Origin of the sequence: Aurantimonas endophytica, from assembly GCF_014196845.1 — a bacterium.
Taxonomy (GTDB): Bacteria; Pseudomonadota; Alphaproteobacteria; order Rhizobiales; family Rhizobiaceae; genus Aurantimonas; species Aurantimonas endophytica.
Genome location: NZ_JACIEM010000005.1, coordinates 449,492 through 471,061 on the forward strand (window position 1 = coordinate 449,492; position 21,570 = coordinate 471,061).

At 67.7% G+C, this 21,570-nt stretch carries 21 protein-coding genes; 12 read left to right on the forward strand and 9 right to left on the reverse strand.

The window, feature by feature from the left end:
• The first annotated feature begins 48 nt into the window (after positions 1 to 48).
• Complete coding sequence (locus GGR03_RS19645) at positions 49 to 2,091, forward strand: sensor histidine kinase (RefSeq protein WP_183210458.1); 2,043 nt, start codon at positions 49 to 51, stop codon at positions 2,089 to 2,091.
• Positions 2,092 to 2,098: 7 nt separating this feature from the next.
• Here GGR03_RS19645 and GGR03_RS19650 read toward each other — a convergent pair whose 3' ends face one another.
• The 3 genes from GGR03_RS19650 to GGR03_RS19660 form a co-directional block, all read right to left on the reverse strand.
• Complete coding sequence (locus GGR03_RS19650) at positions 2,099 to 2,932, reverse strand: SGNH/GDSL hydrolase family protein (RefSeq protein ID WP_183210459.1); 834 nt, start codon at positions 2,930 to 2,932, stop codon at positions 2,099 to 2,101.
• Positions 2,932 to 4,125, reverse strand: coding sequence for a phosphoglycerate kinase (locus GGR03_RS19655; protein WP_183210460.1), 1,194 nt, complete (start codon positions 4,123 to 4,125; stop codon positions 2,932 to 2,934). The genes GGR03_RS19650 and GGR03_RS19655 overlap by 1 nt, the downstream gene beginning before the upstream one ends.
• A 172-nt stretch (positions 4,126 to 4,297) precedes the next feature.
• A complete protein-coding gene (locus tag GGR03_RS19660) occupies positions 4,298 to 6,109 on the reverse strand; it encodes a potassium/proton antiporter (RefSeq protein WP_183210461.1) in 1,812 nt (603 codons plus the stop codon).
• Between the two features lie 329 nt (positions 6,110 to 6,438).
• Here GGR03_RS19660 and GGR03_RS19665 point away from each other — a divergent pair, with 329 nt between their 5' ends.
• The 3 genes from GGR03_RS19665 to GGR03_RS19675 all read left to right on the forward strand — a co-directional run bounded on the left by GGR03_RS19665 (position 6,439) and on the right by GGR03_RS19675 (position 8,924).
• The gene (locus GGR03_RS19665) at positions 6,439 to 6,798 is read left to right on the forward strand and encodes a hypothetical protein (RefSeq protein ID WP_183210462.1); all 360 of its coding nucleotides are present in this window, start codon (positions 6,439 to 6,441) and stop codon (positions 6,796 to 6,798) included.
• Positions 6,799 to 6,865: 67 nt separating this feature from the next.
• Positions 6,866 to 7,417: a copper chaperone PCu(A)C gene (locus GGR03_RS19670; protein ID WP_183210463.1), complete on the forward strand. Its 552-nt coding sequence runs from the start codon at positions 6,866 to 6,868 to the stop codon at positions 7,415 to 7,417.
• Between the two features lie 139 nt (positions 7,418 to 7,556).
• A complete protein-coding gene (locus tag GGR03_RS19675; protein ID WP_183210464.1) occupies positions 7,557 to 8,924 on the forward strand; it encodes a PepSY-associated TM helix domain-containing protein in 1,368 nt (455 codons plus the stop codon).
• Between the two features lie 71 nt (positions 8,925 to 8,995).
• Here GGR03_RS19675 and gap read toward each other — a convergent pair whose 3' ends face one another.
• The gene (gene gap / locus GGR03_RS19680; RefSeq protein ID WP_183210465.1) at positions 8,996 to 10,015 is read right to left on the reverse strand and encodes a type I glyceraldehyde-3-phosphate dehydrogenase; all 1,020 of its coding nucleotides are present in this window, start codon (positions 10,013 to 10,015) and stop codon (positions 8,996 to 8,998) included.
• A 194-nt stretch (positions 10,016 to 10,209) separates the two neighbouring features.
• Positions 10,210 to 12,207 carry a transketolase gene (tkt, locus tag GGR03_RS19685; protein ID WP_183210466.1) on the reverse strand — a complete coding sequence of 666 codons (1,998 nt, stop codon included), beginning with the start codon at positions 12,205 to 12,207 and terminating at the stop codon, positions 10,210 to 10,212.
• Between the two features lie 205 nt (positions 12,208 to 12,412).
• On the opposite strand from tkt, the gene GGR03_RS19690 reads away from it, so the two are divergent.
• From GGR03_RS19690 to GGR03_RS19705, 4 genes are all read left to right on the forward strand, one after another.
• Positions 12,413 to 12,691 (forward strand): DUF4164 domain-containing protein, encoded by a 279-nt coding sequence (locus GGR03_RS19690; RefSeq protein WP_183210467.1) that lies wholly within the window; start codon positions 12,413 to 12,415, stop codon positions 12,689 to 12,691.
• Between the two features lie 16 nt (positions 12,692 to 12,707).
• Positions 12,708 to 13,067 (forward strand): cell division protein ZapA, encoded by a 360-nt coding sequence (locus tag GGR03_RS19695; protein WP_183210468.1) that lies wholly within the window; start codon positions 12,708 to 12,710, stop codon positions 13,065 to 13,067.
• Positions 13,068 to 13,139: 72 nt separating this feature from the next.
• Positions 13,140 to 14,036, forward strand: a complete 897-nt coding sequence (locus tag GGR03_RS19700; RefSeq protein ID WP_183210469.1) for an alpha/beta hydrolase — start codon at positions 13,140 to 13,142, stop codon at positions 14,034 to 14,036.
• An 8-nt stretch (positions 14,037 to 14,044) separates the two neighbouring features.
• Positions 14,045 to 14,734 carry a GNAT family N-acetyltransferase gene (locus GGR03_RS19705; RefSeq protein ID WP_335630385.1) on the forward strand — a complete coding sequence of 230 codons (690 nt, stop codon included), beginning with the start codon at positions 14,045 to 14,047 and terminating at the stop codon, positions 14,732 to 14,734.
• A gap of 34 nt (positions 14,735 to 14,768) precedes the next feature.
• Here the strand turns inward: GGR03_RS19705 and GGR03_RS19710 are convergent, their stop codons facing one another.
• Positions 14,769 to 15,218, reverse strand: coding sequence for a hypothetical protein (locus GGR03_RS19710; protein WP_183210471.1), 450 nt, complete (start codon positions 15,216 to 15,218; stop codon positions 14,769 to 14,771).
• Between the two features lie 260 nt (positions 15,219 to 15,478).
• Between GGR03_RS19710 and GGR03_RS19715 the strand changes: the two genes are divergently transcribed.
• Positions 15,479 to 15,742: a hypothetical protein gene (locus GGR03_RS19715; protein ID WP_183210472.1), complete on the forward strand. Its 264-nt coding sequence runs from the start codon at positions 15,479 to 15,481 to the stop codon at positions 15,740 to 15,742.
• Between the two features lie 54 nt (positions 15,743 to 15,796).
• Here GGR03_RS19715 and GGR03_RS19720 read toward each other — a convergent pair whose 3' ends face one another.
• From GGR03_RS19720 to GGR03_RS19730, 3 genes are all read right to left on the reverse strand, one after another.
• Positions 15,797 to 16,777 carry a 2-hydroxyacid dehydrogenase gene (locus GGR03_RS19720; protein WP_183210473.1) on the reverse strand — a complete coding sequence of 327 codons (981 nt, stop codon included), beginning with the start codon at positions 16,775 to 16,777 and terminating at the stop codon, positions 15,797 to 15,799.
• A gap of 36 nt (positions 16,778 to 16,813) precedes the next feature.
• Positions 16,814 to 17,833, reverse strand: coding sequence for a LacI family DNA-binding transcriptional regulator (locus GGR03_RS19725; RefSeq protein ID WP_183210474.1), 1,020 nt, complete (start codon positions 17,831 to 17,833; stop codon positions 16,814 to 16,816).
• Between the two features lie 101 nt (positions 17,834 to 17,934).
• The gene (locus GGR03_RS19730) at positions 17,935 to 18,399 is read right to left on the reverse strand and encodes a MarR family winged helix-turn-helix transcriptional regulator (RefSeq protein ID WP_183210475.1); all 465 of its coding nucleotides are present in this window, start codon (positions 18,397 to 18,399) and stop codon (positions 17,935 to 17,937) included.
• Positions 18,400 to 18,551: 152 nt separating this feature from the next.
• Between GGR03_RS19730 and GGR03_RS19735 the strand changes: the two genes are divergently transcribed.
• The 3 genes from GGR03_RS19735 (at position 18,552) to GGR03_RS19745 (ending at position 21,543) form a co-directional block, all read left to right on the forward strand.
• Positions 18,552 to 19,358: a creatininase family protein gene (locus tag GGR03_RS19735; protein WP_183210476.1), complete on the forward strand. Its 807-nt coding sequence runs from the start codon at positions 18,552 to 18,554 to the stop codon at positions 19,356 to 19,358.
• A 77-nt stretch (positions 19,359 to 19,435) separates the two neighbouring features.
• Positions 19,436 to 20,566 (forward strand): CobW family GTP-binding protein, encoded by a 1,131-nt coding sequence (locus tag GGR03_RS19740; protein ID WP_183210477.1) that lies wholly within the window; start codon positions 19,436 to 19,438, stop codon positions 20,564 to 20,566.
• Positions 20,566 to 21,543 carry a WD40 repeat domain-containing protein gene (locus GGR03_RS19745; protein ID WP_183210478.1) on the forward strand — a complete coding sequence of 326 codons (978 nt, stop codon included), beginning with the start codon at positions 20,566 to 20,568 and terminating at the stop codon, positions 21,541 to 21,543. Before GGR03_RS19740 ends, GGR03_RS19745 begins: the two co-directional genes overlap by 1 nt.
• Positions 21,544 to 21,570 lie beyond the last annotated feature (27 nt).

Genomic DNA, 21,570 nt, shown 5'->3' on the forward strand with positions numbered 1-21,570 from the left:
GGGCAAAGTCGATCGGGCCTCTTCCGCTGAGGCAAGGGATGGTCGGGGATGTGGTCGTTTCGGACGGTGCTGACGACGGCGCTGGTCGGCCTGCAGGTGGCGGCGCTGCTTGCAGTCCTGACGTTGACCTACTTCGCCTCGCAGAACGTGCTGCTCGCTTACGCCGAGAAACTGACCGAGCGGGTGGCCCGCGACACCACGACCTTCACCGAGAATTTCCTCGACCCTGCTGACGATGCCGCAGCCCTGTCGCAGCGGCTTGCCGAGAGTGCCGTCCTTGGCACGGCGGATCGCGCGGCGCTGGAACGGTACTTCTACGAGGTGCTGCGGTCGCGCACCGATTTTGCCGGGATCTTCTATGGCGCAGCGGACGGCGCCTTCACCTTCGTCAGCCGCGACGACAGCGTCGAAGGAGCGGCTTACCGCATCAAGCGCATCGAGATGGCCCCGGTGCGTTCGGTGGAGCTGCGCTACATGGACAGCGAGTTCCGCCCGGTGTCCAGCCGGACCGACAATGCCGATCCCTACGATCCGCGCACACGGCCCTGGTATGTCGAGGCCAGGGCCAGCGACGAGGTTGTCTGGACCGATCCCTACATCTTCTTCTCCTCCCAGCGGCCCGGGATCACCGTCGCCAAGGCGGTGCGCGACGACGAACGGCTCGGCATACGGGGCGCGGTGGGCATCGATATCGAGATCGACGCGCTGTCGGCCTTCCTGGGAGGCCTGGAAGTCGGCGAGCGCGGGTCGGCTGCGATCGTCGCGCAGTCCGGCGACGTGATCGCCCATCCGCGGCCGAGCCTCGTCAGCGCCGGCGGGGACCAGCCGACGCGGCGTTTCGCGAAGGTGACGGAAGTGAACGATCCGGCGCTGGCGGAAGCCGTGGCGAGCCTGCCGGGCGGGCTGGAAAGCCTGCAGCCGGGCGAGACGCGGCTGACACGCTTCAGTGCCGGCGGCGAGAGCTGGCGCGGCGCGGTTCGGCGGCTCGCCGCCTCCCGCACGCCCTGGGTGGTGGTCACGACACTGCCGGAAAGCGACATCCTCGGGCCGATCCACCGCGTCCGGAACATCGCGCTCGCGGTGCTGGTGGCCGTCGCCGCAGCGACGGCGGGAATCGGCGTGCTGCTGGCGCGGGCGGTGACCAAGCCGATCAAGGCGCTGGCGACCCAGGCGGGACGGATCTCGGAAGGCAATTTCGAGGATGTGCCGCTGCCGCCGATGCGGATCAGGGAACTGGACGACACGCGCCGGGCGATGCGCCGCGCGACCAGCTGGCTGCGTGAACGACGCCGCGAGAACGAGGCGCTCACCGGCGAGTTGCGGGAAGCCGGCCGCGTGCTGGAGCGGCGCGTCGACGAGCGGACGAAGGAACTGGCGGCCGCCAATCGCGAGCTGGAAGTCGCCAACGGCAACAGCAACATGCTGGCGCACGAGCTCGACCACCGGGTCAAGAACCTCTTCGCCATCACCTCATCCCTGGTGGCGCTGGCTGCACGAACCGCAACCACGCCGGAGGAGGTTGCCACTGCAGCGCGCGGGCGGATCAATGCGCTGGCGCGCGCCCATGCCAGCACAAAGGAGGCGAAGGAAGGCACGCTCGCGGCCATCGTGCGGAGCGTCCTCGAACCCTATGTCGGTCTTGACGGTTTCCGGCTGAGCGTCGAGGGCGAGCCGGTGACGATCTGCGGCGCGAACGTCACGCCGATCGGGCTGATCCTCTACGAACTGGCGACAAACGCGGCGAAATACGGCGCGCTGCGGGCGTCGGGCGGCACGTTGTCGGTGGTGTGGCGCCGTATCGGTGGCGGTGCGGTCGAGCTGGTATGGGCCGAGAGCCCCACCGAGCCGATCGGAAAAGAGCTCCTCGCCGGGTCCGCTCCCAAGGGGTTCGGCTCGATGGTCGTCGACGCGATGGCGACGCGCCTGGAGGCGACGGTGCAGCGACATCTCACACCGGAAGGGCTGCGCGTGATCCTGACCATGCAGCAGCTCGAAGAGGCCGGGGATGCGCACCGACCCGGATCGGGCGTAGATCCGATGGCGGAGCCATCGCGAGGCGACGCATCGCGCCGCGCCGCATGGACAGCCTGACAAAGCGTCAGCTGTCGCTCATCATCGACTCCGGTGCGTGAAAACGCGTGCGATCGCCAAGAACGTAGTTCACGAGATGCCCGGCATAATAGGCATAGCCCGCCACCGAGGCGTGGAAGCCATCGGGGCCGAAGCCGGCAGGCTCGACGCGCGGCAGGGTGGTGGAGACGACGATGCCGCGCTCGGCGCAGAGCCGGGCTCCCCGCTGCCGGATGATCCGGGCGCGCAGCTCCAGCACGTAGGCGAGGGCGGGCGGCAAGGCCGGCACGCGCTTCAGATCCACCGGCGGCGACCAGACGATCCGGGCCTCCGGCCACTTGGCGCGGAGCGCGTAGAGCAGGCCGCCGAAGCTCTTCTTGAACTTGCGGGCCCCATGCCAGTTCTTGGCATCGTTGGTGCCCATCATCAGGACGATGTGGCTGTAAGCATCGGGCGCGAGATTGGGCACGACATGGTCGCGTACTTCTGCCGACACGGCCGAGTTGGCACCGGCGGTGCGCCAGAACACCGACAGGCCGGTCAGTGCGTAGAGCCGCTCGGCAAGCTTCGGCGCGAGGCTGTCCTCCATCCGGTCGACGCCGATCCCGGCAGCCGAGGAATCGCCGAGAACCAGCAGCCGGATCTCGGCATCGTCGGGAGCATGAGTACCGATGCAGCCGCTGCGTGCGCCGACGGGCGGCAGCAGCCGGTTGATCCGGCGCCGCGTCGCAATGCCTTGCCAGACATAGACCGGCAGGAGCAGCCAGGAGATCAGGCCGGTCTTGAAGGAAGCGGCCAGTCCGCCGGGGTCAAGCTCGTCCCAGCTCGCCGGTCCGCCCGAGAAGGAGGTTTCGGGCGGCATCAGGCCTTCAGAACCTCCACGCCGGGCAGCGGCTTGCCCTCCATCCATTCCAGGAATGCCCCGCCTGCCGTTGACACATAGGTGAAGTCGTCCGCTACGCCCGCCTGGTTCAAAGCCGCCACCGTGTCGCCGCCGCCGGCGACGGAGACCAGCTTGCCGGCCCGCGTGAGTTCCGCCGCGTGCCGTGCCGCCGCCATGGTCGCCTTGTCGAAAGGCTGGATCTCGAAGGCTCCGAGCGGCCCGTTCCAGACCAGCGTCTTCGCCTTGTCGAGCCATGCGGTCACTGCCGCGACCGTGTCAGGTCCCGCGTCGAGGATCATCGCATCTTCCGGGACGTTGTCCACGGCCACGATGTCGCTGGCCGCGCCGGCCTTGAACTCGCGGGCGACCACGGCATCAACCGGCAGCACGATGGCGCATCCCGATTCCTTCGCTGCCGCGAGAATCCGGTGGGCGGTGTCGGCGAGATCGTGCTCGCAGAGCGACTTTCCGACATGCTTGCCCTGCGCGGCGAGGAACGTGTTCGCCATGCCGCCGCCGATCACCAGCGCGTCGACGCGGCCGACGAGATTCTGAAGGAGGTCGATCTTCGTCGATACCTTGGCGCCGCCGACGACCGCCACGACCGGGCGCTCGGGATCGCCGAGACCCTTTTCCAGCGCCTCGAGTTCCGCCTGCATGGTGCGACCGGCATAAGACGGCAGATGCCGCGCCAGGCCTTCGGTCGATGCATGGGCGCGATGCGCCGCCGAGAAGGCGTCGTTGACATAGATGTCGCCGAGGGCTGCCAGCCGTGTGACGAAGTCCTCGTCATTGGCCTCTTCGCCGGCATGGAAGCGGGTGTTCTCCATCAGGACGACATTCCCGTCCTCCAGGGCTCCCACGATGCCTTCCGCGACCGGGCCGACGCAGTCGTCGGAAAACCCCACCGGCTGGCCGAGCATGTCGGACAGGATCGGCGCCAGCGGTTCCAGCGACATGTCCGGGTTGGGCTTGCCCTTCGGGCGTCCGAAATGCGCCAGCAGGATGACCCGGCCGCCCTTGTCGACGAGTTCTTTGATGGTGGGCAGGATGCGCTCGATCCGCGTCGTGTCGCCGACCTTGCCGTCCTGCATCGGAACGTTCAGGTCGACCCGCAACAGGACGCGCTTGCCGGCGATCTCCACGTCGTCGAGCGTCTTGAACTGTGTCATGCCTTTTCCTCCCCAGGTCGCCGCGTCCGCGGACGGCCGGCCAGTGGTCGCATCCCCGGCGCCGCCGTCCCGCTGCCCTCGGACCGTCGCCTCGCCGTGCCCAGCGGCGATGTAGCGCGAGAGATCGGAGCAGAGCAATCGTCTTCGAGGGCAATCCGCTTCCGACCGGGCGTTACCGCTTGTCGCGTGCCTCTTGCGATATCAGCCGGCGGCCGAGGCTCAGGATCTCCCGCAAGTTCAGGAACAGCGGTATCTTGCTGCCGCGACCGGCCTCCGGTTCCAGCGAAAGGCCAGCCGCCACCACGGCGCCGTCGAGGCCGGTCTCGCGGACGATCAGCTCAATCGGGCGCACCGAAACCCGGTCGCCATATTCGGCGCGGCCGCCGAGCCTGGCGATCATCATTTCGGAGATGGTGACGTTCATGTCCTCGGGGCCGAGCTTGACGCCGTAGGCCGTGGCGAGGCCAGTCGCGGGGGTCGACGGATCGATCGAAAACTCGCCGAAGAACTCCGCGTCGTCGGGACCGACCGGGGCCGGGCTGGCGAATAGCCGGTCGAGGAGCCGCGGATAGCGCGGCGAGATGAACAGATAGACGTAGTCGCCGGCGCGCAGCCGCCCGGCATACTGATAACGCATCGAGATGCCGTCGCGCACCACCAGCGACGGGCGCGCCCAGCGCGGCACCCGTTCGCCGCGGGCGACCGGGCTGTCGGCAACCACCCGGTATGACAGGAGCTCGTGGTTGGCGGTGCCGGGCAGCTCCAGCTCGACCTTCTCGACGGGGCCGATCCGGGGCGGCACGACCAGGCCCAGCCGCCTGGCCAGCATGCCGATCGTCCAGCCCTGCACGAGCAGCGACGCGAGGACGATGATGAAGGCCGTGTTGAAGAACAGTCGCGCGTCGTCGAGGCCACCGAGCAACGGGACGATGGCGAGCAGGATCGAAACGGCGCCGCGCAGGCCGACCCAGGAGATGAAGGCGGTCTCGCGGCGCTGGAAGTCGAAGGGCAGGAGGCACAGCCAGACGGCCAGCGGGCGCGCGACGAAGATCAGGAAGGCCGCGAGCGCCACGGCCGGTAGCAGGATCACGCCGAACTGCGACGGCGTTGCCAGCAGGCCGAGGATCAGGAACATGACGATCTGCGAGAGCCAGGTCAGCCCATCCTGGAAGCGCTTGAGGCTGGCGGCATGGCGCAGCCCGCTATTGGCCGCGTAGAGGCCGGCGATATAGACGGCGAGGAAGCCGGAACCGCCGAGTGCGCCTGCGACGCCGAAGACCAGCAATGCCAGCGCCAGCGTGAAGACCGGGAGGAGCCCCCTGTCGATCGCCAGCTTCTCAACCAGCGTGCGGATCAGCCAGCCGCCGGCGAAGCCGAAAATGATGCCGAGGCCCATCTGCTGGAGGAAGCCGAACACGACATCGACGCCCAGCTCTTCCAGCCCGCCGCCGTTCGCCAGAAGCTCCACCAGGGCAATGGTGAGGAAGATCGCCATCGGATCGTTGGTTCCGGATTCGATCTCGAGCAGCGAACGGACGCGTTCGCGAATGGCGATGCCGCCGACGCGCAGCAGGAAGAACACGGCTGCGGCGTCGGTCGAGCCGACGATCGCGCCAAGCAGCATGCCTTCCACCAACGAGAGGCCGAGCAGCCAGGACGCGGCAACGCCGAACAGTGCGGCAGTGAGCAGAACGCCGACCGTTGCCAATGCGATGGCGGGTACTGCTGCCTGCCGGAACGATTGCAGCGACGTGCCGAAGCCCGAGTCGAAGAGGATGATCGCCAGCGCCAGTGAACCGACGAAGTAGGCAAGGCCCGCATTGTCGAAGGCAATGCCGATCCCGTCGACGCCGGCAAACAGGCCGATCGACAGGAACAGGAGGAGCAGGGGGGCGCCGAAGCGAAAGGCGAGGAGGCTCGAAAAGGCCGCCAGCAGGATGAGGAGTGCTGCGACAAGGACGATGACGTAAAGCGATTCGAGCATCGGCGCGGGGCTTGGCCTTTCGACGGTGGGAGGACGCGGCCATCGGCCGCCCGGACAGAGACCGCAGCCCCTGGGGCGGCGCTCGCACTATGTCTTTCGATATAGCCGGAACCGCCTGAAAAACCACCGACCTATCGGTTGAAAACCGCCTGAGGCAAAGTCGTTGGCGGTCGCTGGCGACGATCCTTTCGGCGGCTCATCCATCGGCGATCGGCAGAGGGCGGCCTGCTTGTGTCCCCGGATGACAGCTTCGCGGTTTCACGCTAGATCAGGCGATGCGGATATTCAGGCTCATACTGGGAGACAGGGTGGCGGGCGCGGGAGCGCTCGTGCTAGCCATTCAGCTCCTGGTATTGCAGGCCTTCTTCTCCAGCATGACCTGCGGCATGACGGTCGCGGCGGCGTCGCCGGTGATCTGTCACGGCCTGCAGGTCGAAGCCGTCGCCGACGCGCCGGCCTCGCATCGCGACCGCTCCGGCGGCATCTGTCTCGATTGTCCCTGCGGCATCGCCTGTTCGGCGACCGCCGCCGTGCTCGCCGAATTCGCCCCGGAAGAGGGGCTTGGTGCGGCGTTCTCGCTGGTAGCGGGCGCCGGGCCGGATCTCGCCGACGGTGGCGATGCGGACAGGGTCTCGCCGAGCCTCGCACTTGCCCCCGATCCGACCGGACCGCCAGCCATCTCCACCTGACAGCGCATCCATCGGCCGGCCGCCTATTGCGGCAGGGCCGCGATCCACGTTCATCTGGAGAATTCCCATGTCGTTTCTCAAGTCGCTGCTCGTCGGCGCTGCCCTGACGGCTCTGGCCACCACCACAGTCACCGCCCACGACTACACGGTCGCTGACATCCACATCGGCCATCCCTGGGCCCGCGCGACACCGCCGCAGGCGAAGGTCGCCGGCGCCTATCTGTCCATCGAAAACAACGGCGCGGCCCCTGACCGTCTGGTCGGCGGTTCGACCTCTGCGGCGCGGGCGGTGGAGATCCATTCGACCGAGGTCACCGACGGGGTCATGCGCATGCGGCAGGTGACGGATGGGCTGGACATTCCGGCCGGCGAAACCGTCGCGCTCGCCCCGGGCGGGTACCACCTGATGCTGATCGACCCCGTCGAGCCGTTGAAGGCCGGGGCCCGCGTGCCGCTGACGCTCGAGTTCGAAACGGCCGGGCCGGTCGAGGTCGAGCTTGCGGTGGAAGCCATGGGCGCGCCCGAGCCGGATCATGCAACGATGGACCACTCGAGCATCCCTGCCGATGACGTCTCCGTGGATGTCGAGCCGCAGGATGACGGCCACGCCGGCCACTAGGCCGGACTGACCCGGCCGCCGCGGCTACCCCCGGCGGCTCCGCCTGAAATGCATTCACGCAGTCCGCGATGTCGGCGGCGGCTTTCGGCTGCCGTCACGCCGGCCCTGCTCGTGTCACCTTGTCCAAAGGATTGGAACCATGTCCCGTCTCGTTGCCGGGCAGGCCGAGGACGCCGCGCGTTCTTCCGCCTCGCCCGATCTCTACCGCGCCGTCTGGCGCTGGCATTTCTATGCAGGCCTTTTCGTCCTGCCTTTTCTCGTCACCCTGTCGATCACCGGGGCTCTGTACCTGTTCCGGGACGAGATCGACGCCTTCGTCCACGCCGACCTCAAGACCGTCGAGATCCGCCAGGACGCCGCGCTCGCATCCCCGTCGGCAGTGGTCGCGGCGGCGACGGCCGCCTATCCAGGCACAGCCGTCAAGTATACCGACCCGGCGACGCCGGACAGCTCGGCCGAGATCACGGTCAATGCCGACAGCGGCGAGCGGCTGGCGGTCTATGTCGATCCGTATGACGGTGCGGTGCTCGGCGCGCTGGCCGATCGCGGCACGGTGATGTGGACGGTGCGCTATTTGCACAGCCTGCGCTATTTCGGGCCGGTGGCACGCGGCATCATCGAGATCGCCGGCGGCTGGGCGATCCTTCTCGTCGGGACGGGGATATTCCTCTGGTGGCCGCGCGGCCAGAAGGGCGGCGTCGTCTCGGTGCGGGGCCGGCCGCGCAACCGGCTGTTCTGGCGTGACGTCCACGCGGTGACCGGCAGCATCGTCGGCTGCTTCATCGTCTTCCTCGCGGTGACCGGCATGCCCTGGTCGCAGGTCTGGGGAGGCAAGGTCAACGAATGGGCCAACGGCGCCAATTTCGGCTACCCGCCCGGCGTGCGCACCGACGTGCCGATGTCGGGCAGCAAGCTGTCCGACGAGGGGCTGACGGCGTGGTCGATGGAGCAGGCGCAGGTGCCGACCTCGCCGGGCGCTTCCGCGGCGACGCAGCCGATCGGCCTCGACCGGGCGGCGGCGATCTTCGACGATCTCGGCCTCAATCGCGGCTATGCCGTCAACATTCCGGGCAGGCCGGACGGGGTCTACACCGGCTCGGTCTACCCGGATGACCTCTCCCGGCAGCGCGTCGTGCATCTGGACCAGTATACCGGCGAGCCCCTGGTCGACATGAGCTACGCCGATTACGGACCGGGCGGGCGCTGGCTGGAATGGGGGATCAATGTCCACATGGGCCAGCAATACGGGCTGCTCAACCAGCTCCTGCTGCTGGCGGTCTGCGTCGGCAACGTCCTGCTCGCGGTGTCGGCCGGCGTGATGTGGTGGAAGCGGCGGCCGAGCGGCTCGATGGGCGTGCCGCCGATGCCGCAGGACCGCGGCGTGTTTCGCGGGCTCCTCGCCATCCTCGTCGTCGGCGGGATCGTCTTCCCGCTCGTCGGCGCCTCGCTGCTGGTGATGCTGGCGCTCGACTGGGCCATGACCCGCAGGCGCCCGGCGCTCGCCTGATCATCGAGGCCAAATGCAAAAGGGGCGCCTCGACCAGGCGCCCCTTCAAGCAATCGTCCTGTTCGACGAGATCAGCCGGCGTTGGCCATCGCGATGGCGGTGTCCGACATCCGGTTCGAGAAGCCCCACTCGTTGTCGTACCAGGACAGGATGCGCACGAAATTGCCGTCCATCACCTTGGTCTGGTCCATGTGGAAGACCGAGGAATGCGGGTCGTGGTTGAAGTCATGGCTGACGTTCGGCGCGTCGGTGAGGCCGAGGATTCCCTTGAGCGGGCCGGATTCGACCGCCGCGCGGATCGCCGCCTGGACTTCCTCGACCGTCGTGTCGCGCTTGGCGACGAACTTGAAGTCGACCACCGAGACGTTCGGCGTCGGGACGCGGATGGCGACGCCGTCGAGGCGGCCCTTCAGTTCCGGCAGCACGAGGGCGACCGCCTTGGCGGCACCGGTCGAGGTCGGGATCATCGACAGGGCGGCGGCGCGGCCGCGATAGAGATCCTTGTGCATCGTGTCGAGCGTCGGCTGGTCGCCGGTGTAGGAATGGATCGTCGTCATGAAGCCCTTGTCGATGCCGATGGCGTCGTTGAGGACCTTGGCGACGGGGGCGAGGCAGTTGGTGGTGCAGGACGCGTTCGAGACGATCCTGTCGTCGGCCGTCAGGCTCTGGTGGTTGACGCCGTAGACGATGGTCTTCTCCGCGCCGGCCGTGCCCGACAGGGGGCCCGAGATCAGCACCTTCTTGGCGCCGGCGTCGAGATGCGCCGAGGCCTTGGCCGGATCGGTGAAGATGCCGGTGCATTCCATCGCCACGTCGACGCCGAGTTCGGCCCAGGGCAGGTTCTTCGGATCGCGCTCGGCAGTGACGCGGATCGGGCCGCGGCCGACGTCGATCGTCTCGCCGGAGACCGTCACGGTGCCGGGGAAGCGGCCATGCACGGAATCGAAGCGGATCAGATGGGCGTTGGTCTCCACCGGGCCGAGATCGTTGATGCCGACGACTTCGATGTCGGTGCGCCCGGACTCGATGATCGCCCGCAGGACATTGCGCCCGATTCGGCCAAAGCCGTTGATGGCAACGCGAACTGTCATTGATCCGTCTCCTGTGATGGGTGCCCGGTGGGTGAAAACGCCGGAAATCTCGGTCGCAATGGGCTGTACAGTCCCCGGCGGCGCGGATCAATATTGGCGACGGTCAGCTTTTCTGATGACCGGGATGATTTCCGCTGATGCCGCCGCACCGGTCCGGGCCAGCTCATCGGCGCAACGGTCTCGCGGGGTTGCAGTCAGAGCGCGACCTCGCGCCTGGCCCTCACCGCCTCGATCACCGCATCGGCCGTGATGCCGAAATGTTCGTAGAGCGCGGGGGCAGGGCCGGAGGCGCCGAAGCCGGCCATGCCGACGAAGATGCCATCGCGTCCGATGAATCGGTCCCAGCCCTGGCGAATGCCGGCCTCGATGGCGACGTTGACCGTGCTGCCGTCGCCAAGGATGGCATGCCGGTATTCGGGGCTCTGCGCCTCGAACAACTCGAAGCACGGGACGGAGACGACGCGGGTCAGGACGCCGTCGCTTTCCAGCTGTGCCTGGGCGGCGAAGGCGATCTCGACCTCCGATCCTGTCGCGTAGATCGTCACCTCCGCTTCGCCCGAGGCCGGGCCGATCTCGTAGGCGCCGCGCGCGCTGCGGTTCTCGTCGTGCTGGTCGAGGCGCAGGGTGGGCAGGTCCTGCCGACTGAGGGCGAGAACCGAGGGGGCGTCACGCGACTGCAGCGCCAGCTCCCAGCACTCGACCGCTTCCACCGCATCGGCCGGTCGAAAAACCTGCATCCGGGGGATCGCCCGCAGAGCCGCGAGGTGCTCGACCGGCTGGTGGGTCGGGCCATCTTCGCCAAGGCCGATCGAATCATGCGTCATCACGTAGATCACGCGCTGCCCCATCAGGGCCGAAAGCCGCATGGCTGCACGGCAGTAGTCTGAGAAGACCAGGAACGTGCCGGAATAGGGGATGAAGCCGCCGTGCAGAGCGATGCCGTTCATCACCGCCGCCATGCCGTGTTCGCGGATGCCGTAGTGGATGAAGCGTCCCGCGTAGTCGCCCGGTGCGATCGCCTGCATCTGGCTGGTGCGGGTGTTGTTCGAGCCGGTGAGGTCGGCCGATCCGCCGAGGGTTTCGGGCACGAGCTCGTTGATGACTTCCAGCGCCAGCTCAGATGCCCTGCGTGTCGCGATCTTCGGTCGGTCCGCGTTGAGCCGGCGTTTCCAGCGGTGAACCGCCTGGCCGATGCCACTCGGCAGGTCGCCACGGACGCGGCGCAGGAACTCGCCCCGCGTCTCGCCGTCGACCATGGCGAAGCGCTTCTCCCACTCCTTGCGGCTGGCGCTGGAGCGCAGCCCGACGATCCGCCATTTGTCGAGGATCGCCGCCGGCACCTCGAAGGGAGCGTGATCCCAGCCCAGCGCCTTGCGGGCCGTCGCCAGTTCTTCGGCTCCGAGCGGCGAGCCGTGCACCTTCGACGTGCCGGCCTTGCCCGGCGCGCCGTAGCCGATCGTCGTCTTGCAGGCGATCAGCGTCGGCCGGTCGCTGGTGCGCGCCGTCTCGATCGAAGCGGCGATCGCCTCCTGATCGTGGCCGTCGCAGGAAAGCGTGTTCCAGCCGCTCGCCGCGAAGCGAGCGGCCTGATTTGTGGAGTCGGAGAGCGAGACCTTGCCGTCGATGGTGATGCCGTTGTCGTCCCATAGAACGATCAGCTTGTTCAGCTTCAGGTGCCCGGCGAGCGACAGCGCCTCCTGGCTGAGACCCTCCATCAGGCAGCCGTCGCCGACCAAGGCATAGGTCGTGTGGTCGACGATGTCGTCGCCGAACCGGGCGTTCATGGCGCGTTCGGCCAGCGCCATCCCGACGGCGTTGGCAAATCCCTGGCCGAGCGGCCCGGTGGTGGTCTCGATGCCGGCGGCATGCCCATATTCCGGATGGCCGGCGGTGCGGGCGCCGAGCTGGCGGAACCGGCGGATTTCCTCGAGGTCGATGTCCTCGTAGCCGAGCAGATAGAGCGCGCTGTAGAGCAGCATCGATCCGTGGCCGGCCGAGAGGACGAAGCGGTCGCGATCGGGCCATGCCGGCTGCTTGGGATCGAAGGTCAGGAAGCGCGTGAACAGCACGGTCGCGATGTCCGCCGCGCCCATCGGCAGGCCGGGATGTCCGGACCCGGCCGCCTCCACCGCGTCGGCCGAAAGGAAGCGGATCGCGTTCGCCATCGAACGCTGCATCTCGGGTGTGGTCATCGGTCCGCTCCATTGGCGGCCACGCTGGCCGGAACGCGCGGCAGACATCACATGCCCTCTGGGGTGTCAACAAACCGGCCGGGGGCGCGACCCCACGCTTTTCATCCCCGCCACGAGCCGCTAGAGCTTGAGGAAACACCGGAACGGCCCCGCCGGCGATGACGCCGGACCGACCAGGGACCGAAACCTAAGGGGGGACGAAGCCATGCCGCTGGATGATCCGTTCGAAGCGGCGCGCCTGCGCCTTCGAACTGCGATCGAGCGGCTGGAGCATGCCGTCGAAGCCCGGCTCGAACGCGAGACGGTGGTGCACGGCGCCGAGGTCGAAATCCAGCGGATGACCGCCGACCGGGGCCGGCTGGCACGGGAGCTGGACGCGGCGCTGGCCCGCAACGAGCGGCTGACCCAGGCCAATCGCGAGGTGTCACAGCGGCTGGTCGACGCGATGGAGCGCGTTCGCGGCGTCCTGGAACAGCATCGGTGAGAGTTTAGGAGTCGGGATGCCGCAAGTCGTGGTCAACATCGACGGGAAGACCTACCGCATGGCCTGCGGCGAGGGCGAGGAGCCGCATCTGACGGCGCTTGCCGCCGAGGTCGACCGCAAGATCGCGGAACTGCGCGAGGGGTTCGGGCAGATCGGCGATCTCCGGCTGACGGTCATGGCGGCGATCACCGCGACGGACGAGTTGTTCGAGGCGCGCCGGCGGATCGCCGAACTCGAAGGCGGCATCGAGAGAAAATCGGCCGATACTGGCGAGCTGGAGCATGTTCGCCAGCGCGACCGGCAGGCTTTCGTCGAAAGCCTCAATGAAACCGCCGCGGCACTGGAGCGCATCGGCACGCGGCTCGGCTCGACCTGACGTCCCGTCTTCACAGGCTGCAAACGCGCTGGTCGGATTGCTGCGCTGCGCCGCACCGCTATGTCTGTGCCGATGAGATCATCCCAATCCTTTCCGATCCATCGCCTGCGAACCCTGCTCGCCCCGATCATCGTCTCGCTGGTCGGCTTGTGGTTCGCCGGCTGCGCGGCGGCGCTGAACGCCGCCACGAGCGGTGACGGCTACGAACGCGTCAGCGATCTGCGCTACCGGGACGGTGAGCGGGGCACGTACGACCTCTACGTTCCGGACGGAGCGGACGGCGACACGCCCCTCGTCGTGTTCATCCACGGCGGCAGCTGGGCGGACGGGTCGAAGGACATCTACCCGTTCCTCGGCCAGGCGCTGGCCAGCGAAGGCATCATCGTTGCCATCCCGAACTATCGCCTCTATCCGGACGTGCGGTTTCCCGGGTTCGTCGAGGATGCGGCGGCAGCGACGGCGGTCATCGCCGGGGAGCTACGACGCGGCGACCATGGCGTCCCGGCCGGGCAGCGGAAGGTCTTCCTGATGGGGCATTCCGCCGGGGCCCAGATTGCCGGGCTGTTGGCCACCGACGAACGCTGGCTGGCGCGGCAATCCTTTCCGGCGGAGGGACTAGCCGGCTTCATCGGCCTTGCAGGACCCTACGACTTCCTGCCGCTGACCGAAGACCGCTACCGGCGGGTGTTTCCCGCCGACACGCTTGGCGACACGCAGCCGGTCGCATTCGTCGATGGCGGCGAGCCGCCTATGCTGCTGATCGCAGGTGAGGCGGATACGGTCGTCGATCCGAAGAACACGCGATCCCTCGCTGCAAAGGCCCGGGCGCAAGGCGTCGAGGTGGAGGAAATCATGTATCCCGGCGTAACGCATACCGGCGCGATCACCGCCTTCGCGACCGCCATTCCCTTCCAGGATGGCGCGATTCCGTCGGCAACGCTTTCGTTCATCCGGCGGTATGCCCGATGAGCCATGCTGTGACTGACCTCGCGCATTTCGAGCCGCGCGCTCTCCCAGGGGCAGAGCCGATAGAGGGCCGCCATGTCCGGGTGGAGCCGATCGTCGACGAACGGCGGTTCGACGAGCTGTACGATGCGTTCGCCGCAGACCGGAGCGGGCGGATCTTCGATTACCTGGCCTATGGGCCGTTTGGCGACCGTGCAGCGTTTCTCGAATTTGCCCGGGAGATCTATCTTGGCGGCGCGATGCGGTTCCACGCAATGGTGCCGGCATCGACGGGCCGGGCCACCGGCGTCGCGGCGCTGATGCGCGCCGATCCGGCGAACGGCGTCATCGAGATCGGCCATATCTGCCTGGCGCCTTCGCTGCAGCAGACGGTCGCTTCGACGGAAGCGCTGTTCCTGATCGTGCGCCGGGCTATCGACGAGCTCGGTTATCGACGGCTCGAATGGAAATGCGACGACCGCAACCTGCCGTCGCGCCGCGCGGCCGAAAGGCTCGGCTTCCGCTACGAGGGCACGTTCCGCCAGCACATGATCGTCAAGAACCGCAACCGCGACACGGCGTGGTTCTCAATTCTCGACAGCGAATGGCCCGCACTGCGGGGCGGCTTCGAGGAATGGCTTGAACCGGAAAACTTCGAACCGAGCGGCCGGCAGATCCGGCGGCTGGAGGATGTGAGGGCGGCGCTGGGTGACCGTACCTGACCCGTGTTGCAGGGCTGCTGTCAGCCGGCTCCGCCTAGCCCCTCGCGGGAACGATCGTCATCATCGTGTCGGTCGGATAGATCGACTCGAAGAGCACGCCGTCGCCCGGCATGAAGCGCAGCACCATGCGGCCGTCAGTGTCGGCCATCTCCAGCGCGCCGTCGTCGCCCGAACGCCACTGCGATACCTGCCGTAGCTCCGGCGAACTGACGCAATCGGGGCCGAGCGGGGCAGGGGTGTAATAGGATGGCAGCGCATCGGGCCGTGCCATCTTGCAATTCGCCCCGCTGCGCAGGTCGATCAGCCGGATCGCGCTCGAGCGCTGGTCGCGCGGCGAAGCCGGGCCAATGCTCGCCGTATGGATCCGGTCGACCTTGGACTCCTCGGTGCCGATTTCCGCGACGACCGCGTGCGTGCTTTCGATATAGAAGATGAGCGCTGCACCTGCGATTCCAGCGCCAACTACCGTTGCGGCGAAATTCATGACGAACACTCCAAACATCGTTCGCCCGCATTAGCCGCCAATAGGCTTAACCGAAGGTTGACGCGCAGAAGAAATTTTAGGAATTTACCAATATCGCCAAGCTCTTGCTGGATTGCTGCGGCGCACTAGAGCGCGGCTGCTAGCGTTGCGTTGCCAGGCCGTCGGCTGCAGCCGCGAGTGGATGACAAGCGCTCGGGTCGCGCCTAAGGTCCGGCTCGCCCGGTCATCCCGATCGTGGCCTGTCGCGACGAGGTCCATCCATGACGAGGCTCCTGCTCGCTACCCTCCTATCTGCTTCCGTCCTCTCCGGCGCCGCCCACGCGCAGGCGCCAGCCTGCGCCGCTGCGCTGCCGGCAGAAGCAAAACTGATCTACGACGCTGTCGCTGCCGCGCCGGCCACCGGCTCGCTGCGCGACCGAGTCACGGCCGAGACCAAAGCGCTGGTGGAGGCTGGCCAAGTAAAGCGCATGTCGGCCCGCTCCTCCGCCACGGCGGCGGGCGAATGCCTCAAGGACGCCGGATAAGTTCGGAAAAGAATGCCGAGCCGGCCGGGATGACCCGGCCGGCTCGGCGATGCCTCAGGCGCTGCGCGCCAGGCCTGCCTCGACCGATTCCGCCACCGGCGTCAGCGGCTTCTCGCCCTGGAACCACGCCTTGAGATTGTTGATGACGAGGTCTCCCATGGCGCGCCGCGTGTGGCGCGAGGCGGAGGCGACATGCGGCAGCAGCACTGCGTTGGGCAGCGCGATCAGCGCTGCCGGCACATGCGGCTCCTTGTCGAACACGTCGAGTCCTGCCGCACGGATCGTGCCGTCCTTGAGCGCTTCGATCAGCGCCGGCTCATCGACCGTCGAGCCGCGCCCGATATTGATGAAGATGCCGTCGGGCCCGAGTGCCTTGAGCACGGCGGCATTGACCGCCTTTTCCGTCGACGCGCCGCCAGGCGCGGCGATGATCAGCGTGTCGACCGCGCCGGCAAGGCTCTCCAGCGTCGGGTGATAAGGATAGGGGACGTCGCTCCGCTCCGAGCGGTTGTGATAGGCGATCTTCACGCCGAAGCCCTCGAGACGACGCGCTATGGCAAGGCCGATGCGGCCGAGGCCCATGATGCCGACGGTGCGACCCTGCAGCGTCGCCCCGGTCAGCGGGTAATTACCCTTGGTCTCCCACAGGCCGGCGCGCAAATGCTGCTCGGCTGCGCCGAGTTCGCGGACGGTCATCAGCAGCAGCCCGAGCGCGGTATCCGCGACCTCCTCGGTGAGGACATCCGGCGTGTTGGTGACGACCACCTTGCGCTCGGTCGCCGCCTTGGTGTCGACCGCGTCATAGCCGACGCCGAAATTCGCGATGATCTCGAGCTTCGGCAGCATGTCCATGGTGGCGCCGTCGATCGGGCCCATCTGGGCAATGCCGCGAATGCTGGCCCGCCGCTCCGCCGAGAGCCGGGAGAGATCACGGTCCTCGACATGTTCGACGTCGAAGGTCTCTTTCAGCGTCTCGAGCGTGTCCGGGTTCAGCCGGCCGGGGACCAGAATGGTCACGGATGCGAAGTCGGTCATGGGTTTCCTTCCCTTATGAAAATGTCTGTCCGGCCGTCATGACGGCCAGGCATATTCGCTGGATTGCCGGATCTTGAGTTCCGGGCGGATGAGGACCGTCTCGTCGATGGCGGGTTCTCCCCGGAGGCGATCGAGCAGGGCGCCGGCGGCGCGGCGGCCGACCTCGCGCTGGCCGTTCGACACGGTGGAGAGCGACGGCATGGCGATCGCCGCCTCGTCGATGTCGTCATAGCCGATGACGGCGATGTCGACCCCTGGCCGCAGTCCGGCGCGCGACAGGCCGTACATCAGGCCGAGCGCCACCAAGTCGGAAAAGCACACGATGGCCGTCGGGCGCGGCTCGATCGCCAGCACGGTCGCCGTCGCGTCGAAGCCCGAATGACGGTTGCGCGGCCCCTCGATCCGCCATTCCGGCCGGAAGGCGATGCCGGCGCGCTTCAAGGCGGCGAGGTAGCCGGCCTCGCGGTCGCGGCCGGTGGAGGTCATCCCGGTGCCGCCGACCATGGCGATCTGCCGGTGGCGGCGCTCGACGAGATGATCGACCGCGAGGCCCATCCCATAGGCATCGTCGCCTCTGAAACCGCGAACGCCGGATCCCTGGACGGTTCGGGCGATCAGCGTCACCGGCAGGTCGTTGTCCTCGGCGAGGCGTATGTCGGCCGCCGGCGTCCCGAGGGCCGGCGAGAGGATCAGCCCGTCGGCGCCGAGCTGCAGCAGCGTGTCGACGAAGGAGCGCTGCTTGGACAGGTCGTCGTGGTGGTTGCAGAGGATGAAGGTCTGGCGCTGGCGATCGAGCTCTTCCTCGACCGCCATCAGGATTTCCCCGAAGAACGGGTTCATGATGTCGTGGACGCAGACGCCGACGATGCCGGACTTGGAGGTCCGAAGCGAGGCGGCGCGGCGGTTGTAGATGTAGCCGAAGTCGCGCGCCGCTTCCTTGATGCGCTCGCGCGTCACCTCGGCCACGAGCGGGCTGTCGCGCAATGCCAGGGAGACCGTCGCCGTCGACACGCCCAGCGCATCCGCGATCGTCGAGAGTTTGACCTTCTGCGCCACCTAGACTCGTTCGGTTCTTTTCATGCGGGTGCCCGGCCGATCTATGGCAAAGACGGCCCGGCGGGGAAAGGCCGCCGGTTCGCAAGGCAGGGTTTGATGGCCTATTCCTCGTCGGGAACCAATGCGGGGAGGGGCGTGCCGTCGAGATTGGCGGTGACGCGCTGCAGCAGCTTGCGCATCAGCTTGCGCTCCTTGTTGGAAAACCCCTTGAGGGCGCGTCGCTCGACGGCCTTCTGCGTGCTGCGCACCGCGTCGACGATGGCGAGGCCCTTTTCGGTGAGGTGGGCATGGCTCTGGCGGGCGTCGCTGTCGGAATTGCGCTTCTCGACCAGTCCCTGGCTGCCCAGCCGGGCGACGGTCTTGGTGATCGTCGGCGGCCGCACCGCGAGGCGCTCGGCAAGATCGCGTAGCGCGATCCCGTCCTCCTCCCCGATCGCCAAGAGCACCGCATCCTGACCGGGATAGAGCTCCAGCGACGTCAGCCGCTGCGAGAGGGCCGTGCGGGCTGCCCGGCCGGCAAGGCTCAGATGGGCGGTGACGAACTGCTTCTTCTTCTTGACAGCCATCGACGTCCCACCCGATTGCGCGGGGACCGTTCAGGTCACCGCCATTTTGCAAGGCAAAATGACGTGAGGCGCCTATGTTGTCCACCTTGCCGGTGCCGTAAGCCTTCGCCGCGCCGGGCGGGGCATCAGAGCAGACAGAAGGAGGCGCGCGCATGCGGCCGATCTACGAGGAGATGACCAGCGCCGAGCTTGCCGCCGAGTGGGGATCGCTGGCCGACGCGGTCGCTGTCATCCCCATCGCCGCCGTGGAGCAGCATGGCGCGCATCTACCGCTCGGCACCGACGCGATCCTTTCCGACGCGATGGTGGCGATGCTCCTCTCGATGCTGCCGCAGGATCGCCCGGTGACCTTCCTGTCGACCTCGCGGATCGGCAAGTCGACCGAGCATGCCGACTGCGCCGGCACGCTGAGCCATGGCTGGCAGACGGCGACATCGGCCTTGATCGAGATCGGCGCCGGGCTCGCCGCCACCGGCTTTCGCCGCCTCGTCATCGTCAACGCGCATGGCGGCAACACGCCGGTGATGGATACGGCGGCGCTGGAGTTGCGGCGGGCGCACGGGGTGCTGGTGGCCACCTGCTCCTGGCTGCGCTTCGGCTATCCGGATGGGCTGCTGCCGCCGGCGGAGATCGCTTCCGGCATCCATGGCGGGGCGGTGGAGACGTCGCTGATGCTGCATTTCCGGCCGGATCTGGTCCGCAGCGAAGCGATCGCGGCTTTCCCGTCGCTGCAGGACACACTGTCAACGGAGGCGGCGCATCTGCGGGCGCATGGCAGGCTCGGCTTCGGCTGGATGGCGCGCGACCTCAATACGGCCGGCGTCGTCGGCGATGCGCGCCTGGCGACGGCGGAGATCGGGGCGGCGATCGCCGAGCATCAGGCGTCGGCGTTCCTGGCGTTTCTCGACGATGTGCTGGAATTCGACCTCGACCGGCTGGCGCCCGACGACCGAAACTGACGATCGGGAGCGACGGCCCCCGTGCATTCGCTTCAGCGCGGGCCTATATGCTGCCCGTCCCAAGACGGAGCTTCCTTATGTCCGACACTGCCAGCCAGAATCTCGACCAGATCCCCGTCACCGTGCTGACCGGCTATCTCGGGTCCGGCAAGACGACGCTGCTCAACCGCATCCTGTCCGAGGACCACGGCAAGCGCTACGCCGTCATCGTCAACGAGTTCGGAGAGATCGGCATCGACAACGATCTGATCGTGGAGTCCGACGAGGAAATCTACGAGATGAACAATGGCTGCGTCTGCTGCACGGTACGCGGCGACCTGGTCCGTGTCGTCGAAGGCCTGACGCGACGCAAGGGCCGGTTCGACGCGATCATCGTCGAGACGACGGGTCTCGCCGACCCGGTGCCGGTGGCGCAGACCTTCTTCATGGACGAGGACGTGCGAGCCAAGACCCGTCTCGACGCGGTGGTCGCGCTGGTCGACGCCAAGCATTTGCCGCTGCGGCTCAAGGATTCCCGCGAAGCCGAAGACCAGATCGCCTTCGCCGACGTCGTCCTCCTGAACAAGACCGACCTCGTGACGCCCGCGGAACTCGCCAAGATCGAGGCGACGGTGCGCGCGATCAACCCCTACGCCGTGATTCACCGCACCGAGCGCGCGGCCATCGACCTGAAGCGGGTTCTCGGCCAGCGGGCCTTCGACCTGAAGCGGGTGCTCGACGCCGATCCGGAGTTTCTCGAGGAAGCCGAAAAGGCGCATGACGATCATGTCTGCGGTCCGGATTGCGATCATGATCATGGTCACGACCACCACGGGCACGCGCATGACCACCATGGCCACGATCATCATGGCCATGACCATCACGGGCACGATCACGGTCCGGCGGCCATCCACGACGTTACCGTGACTTCCGTTTCGCTGCGCGGCGGCGAGGTCGACCCGAAGAAGTTCTTCCCGTGGATCCAGGCCCTCACCCAGGAGCAGGGCCCGAACATCCTGCGGCTGAAGGGGATCATCGCGATCGCCGACGATCCGGACCGCTACGTCGTGCAGGGCGTCCACATGATCGTCGAGGGCGACCACCAGCGTCCCTGGCGTGCCGACGAGAAGCGGGAGAGCCGGCTGGTCTTCATCGGCCGCGAGCTTGATGCCGAGGCGCTGTCGGCGGAGTTCGAGGCCTGCGCGGCGCGGCAGCGGGCCGACGCCTGATGCCGTCCATCGCGGCTTACGAATTCGCCGATTTCGTCCAGACCGCGACCTTCCTGAAAGACGAGCCGGTCTTCGCCCTCGCGGACGGCACCGTGCGCTTTCCGGCCGGCGGGGAGCGCTCCGTCGTCGCGCATGAAGGCGGGCTGCTCTCGGCCCGCCTCGACATGGACGGCGCGCGGCTCCTTTCCGGCGGCGAGGATGGCCGGGTCGTCGCCATCTCGCCCGGCGGGCAAGCCGAGGAACTGGCATCGATCGGCTCGAAGTGGATTGGTGCGGTCGCCGGCGGGCCGAAGGGCGCCATCGGCTTTGCTTCGGGCCGCACCGCGTATGTGCGGCTGCCGGACGGGTCGCTGAAGACTGTTCCCCATGCCCGCACGGTTGAGGACATCGCCTTTGCACCGAAGGGGCTGCGGGCGGCGACGGCGCATTACGACGGCGCCTCGATGTTCTTCCCGGCCACAGGGGCCGTACCGGTCTCGCTCGAGTGGAAGGGCGCCCATCTCGGCGTCCTCTTCTCGCCGGACGGGCGCTTCCTGGTCACGCTGATGCAGGAGAACGCGCTGCATGGCTGGCGGGTCGAGGACGGCAAGCACATGAAGATGACCGGCTATCCGGCCAAGGTGAAGGACTGGTCGTTCTCGGCCAAGGGGAAGTTCCTGGCGACCAGCGGCGCACCGGCGGCGATCCTCTGGCCGTTCTCGGGCCGCGACGGCCCGATGGGCAAGGCGCCGCTGGAGCTCGGCACGCGCGGCGACACGATGGTCACCGCCGTCTCCTGCCATCCGACCGAGGACATGGTGGCCATCGGCTACCAGGACGGGATGATCCTCGCCGTCCGCTTCGCCGACGCCAAGGAAGCGCTGCTGCGCCGTGGCGGCACCGGTCCTGTGCGGACCATGGGGTGGGACGCCAAGGGCCGGCTCCTCGCCTTCGGCAGCGAATCCGGCGAGGCCGGCGTCGTCGACATTACCGGCTGAGAGAGGAGGCCGGGCTGTCAGCCCGGC

What these genes read in the sequence shown, in the direction of transcription:
- GGR03_RS19740 (WP_183210477.1), top strand. Translation starts at nt 19,436, where the DNA reads ATGTCCGACACTGCCAGCCAGAATCTCGACCAGATCCCCGTCACCGTG.
- GGR03_RS19715 (WP_183210472.1), top strand. Translation starts at nt 15,479, where the DNA reads ATGACGAGGCTCCTGCTCGCTACCCTCCTATCTGCTTCCGTCCTCTCC.
- GGR03_RS19690 (WP_183210467.1), top strand. Translation starts at nt 12,413, where the DNA reads ATGCCGCTGGATGATCCGTTCGAAGCGGCGCGCCTGCGCCTTCGAACT.
- GGR03_RS19720 (WP_183210473.1), bottom strand. Translation starts at nt 16,777, where the DNA reads ATGACCGACTTCGCATCCGTGACCATTCTGGTCCCCGGCCGGCTGAAC.
- tkt (WP_183210466.1), bottom strand. Translation starts at nt 12,207, where the DNA reads ATGACCACACCCGAGATGCAGCGTTCGATGGCGAACGCGATCCGCTTC.
- GGR03_RS19700 (WP_183210469.1), top strand. Translation starts at nt 13,140, where the DNA reads ATGAGATCATCCCAATCCTTTCCGATCCATCGCCTGCGAACCCTGCTC.
- GGR03_RS19745 (WP_183210478.1), top strand. Translation starts at nt 20,566, where the DNA reads ATGCCGTCCATCGCGGCTTACGAATTCGCCGATTTCGTCCAGACCGCG.
- GGR03_RS19675 (WP_183210464.1), top strand. Translation starts at nt 7,557, where the DNA reads ATGTCCCGTCTCGTTGCCGGGCAGGCCGAGGACGCCGCGCGTTCTTCC.
- GGR03_RS19670 (WP_183210463.1), top strand. Translation starts at nt 6,866, where the DNA reads ATGTCGTTTCTCAAGTCGCTGCTCGTCGGCGCTGCCCTGACGGCTCTG.
- GGR03_RS19655 (WP_183210460.1), bottom strand. Translation starts at nt 4,125, where the DNA reads ATGACACAGTTCAAGACGCTCGACGACGTGGAGATCGCCGGCAAGCGC.
- GGR03_RS19650 (WP_183210459.1), bottom strand. Translation starts at nt 2,932, where the DNA reads ATGCCGCCCGAAACCTCCTTCTCGGGCGGACCGGCGAGCTGGGACGAG.
- GGR03_RS19730 (WP_183210475.1), bottom strand. Translation starts at nt 18,399, where the DNA reads ATGGCTGTCAAGAAGAAGAAGCAGTTCGTCACCGCCCATCTGAGCCTT.
- GGR03_RS19735 (WP_183210476.1), top strand. Translation starts at nt 18,552, where the DNA reads ATGCGGCCGATCTACGAGGAGATGACCAGCGCCGAGCTTGCCGCCGAG.
- GGR03_RS19710 (WP_183210471.1), bottom strand. Translation starts at nt 15,218, where the DNA reads ATGAATTTCGCCGCAACGGTAGTTGGCGCTGGAATCGCAGGTGCAGCG.
- GGR03_RS19660 (WP_183210461.1), bottom strand. Translation starts at nt 6,109, where the DNA reads ATGCTCGAATCGCTTTACGTCATCGTCCTTGTCGCAGCACTCCTCATC.
- GGR03_RS19695 (WP_183210468.1), top strand. Translation starts at nt 12,708, where the DNA reads ATGCCGCAAGTCGTGGTCAACATCGACGGGAAGACCTACCGCATGGCC.
- GGR03_RS19645 (WP_183210458.1), top strand. Translation starts at nt 49, where the DNA reads ATGTGGTCGTTTCGGACGGTGCTGACGACGGCGCTGGTCGGCCTGCAG.
- gap (WP_183210465.1), bottom strand. Translation starts at nt 10,015, where the DNA reads ATGACAGTTCGCGTTGCCATCAACGGCTTTGGCCGAATCGGGCGCAAT.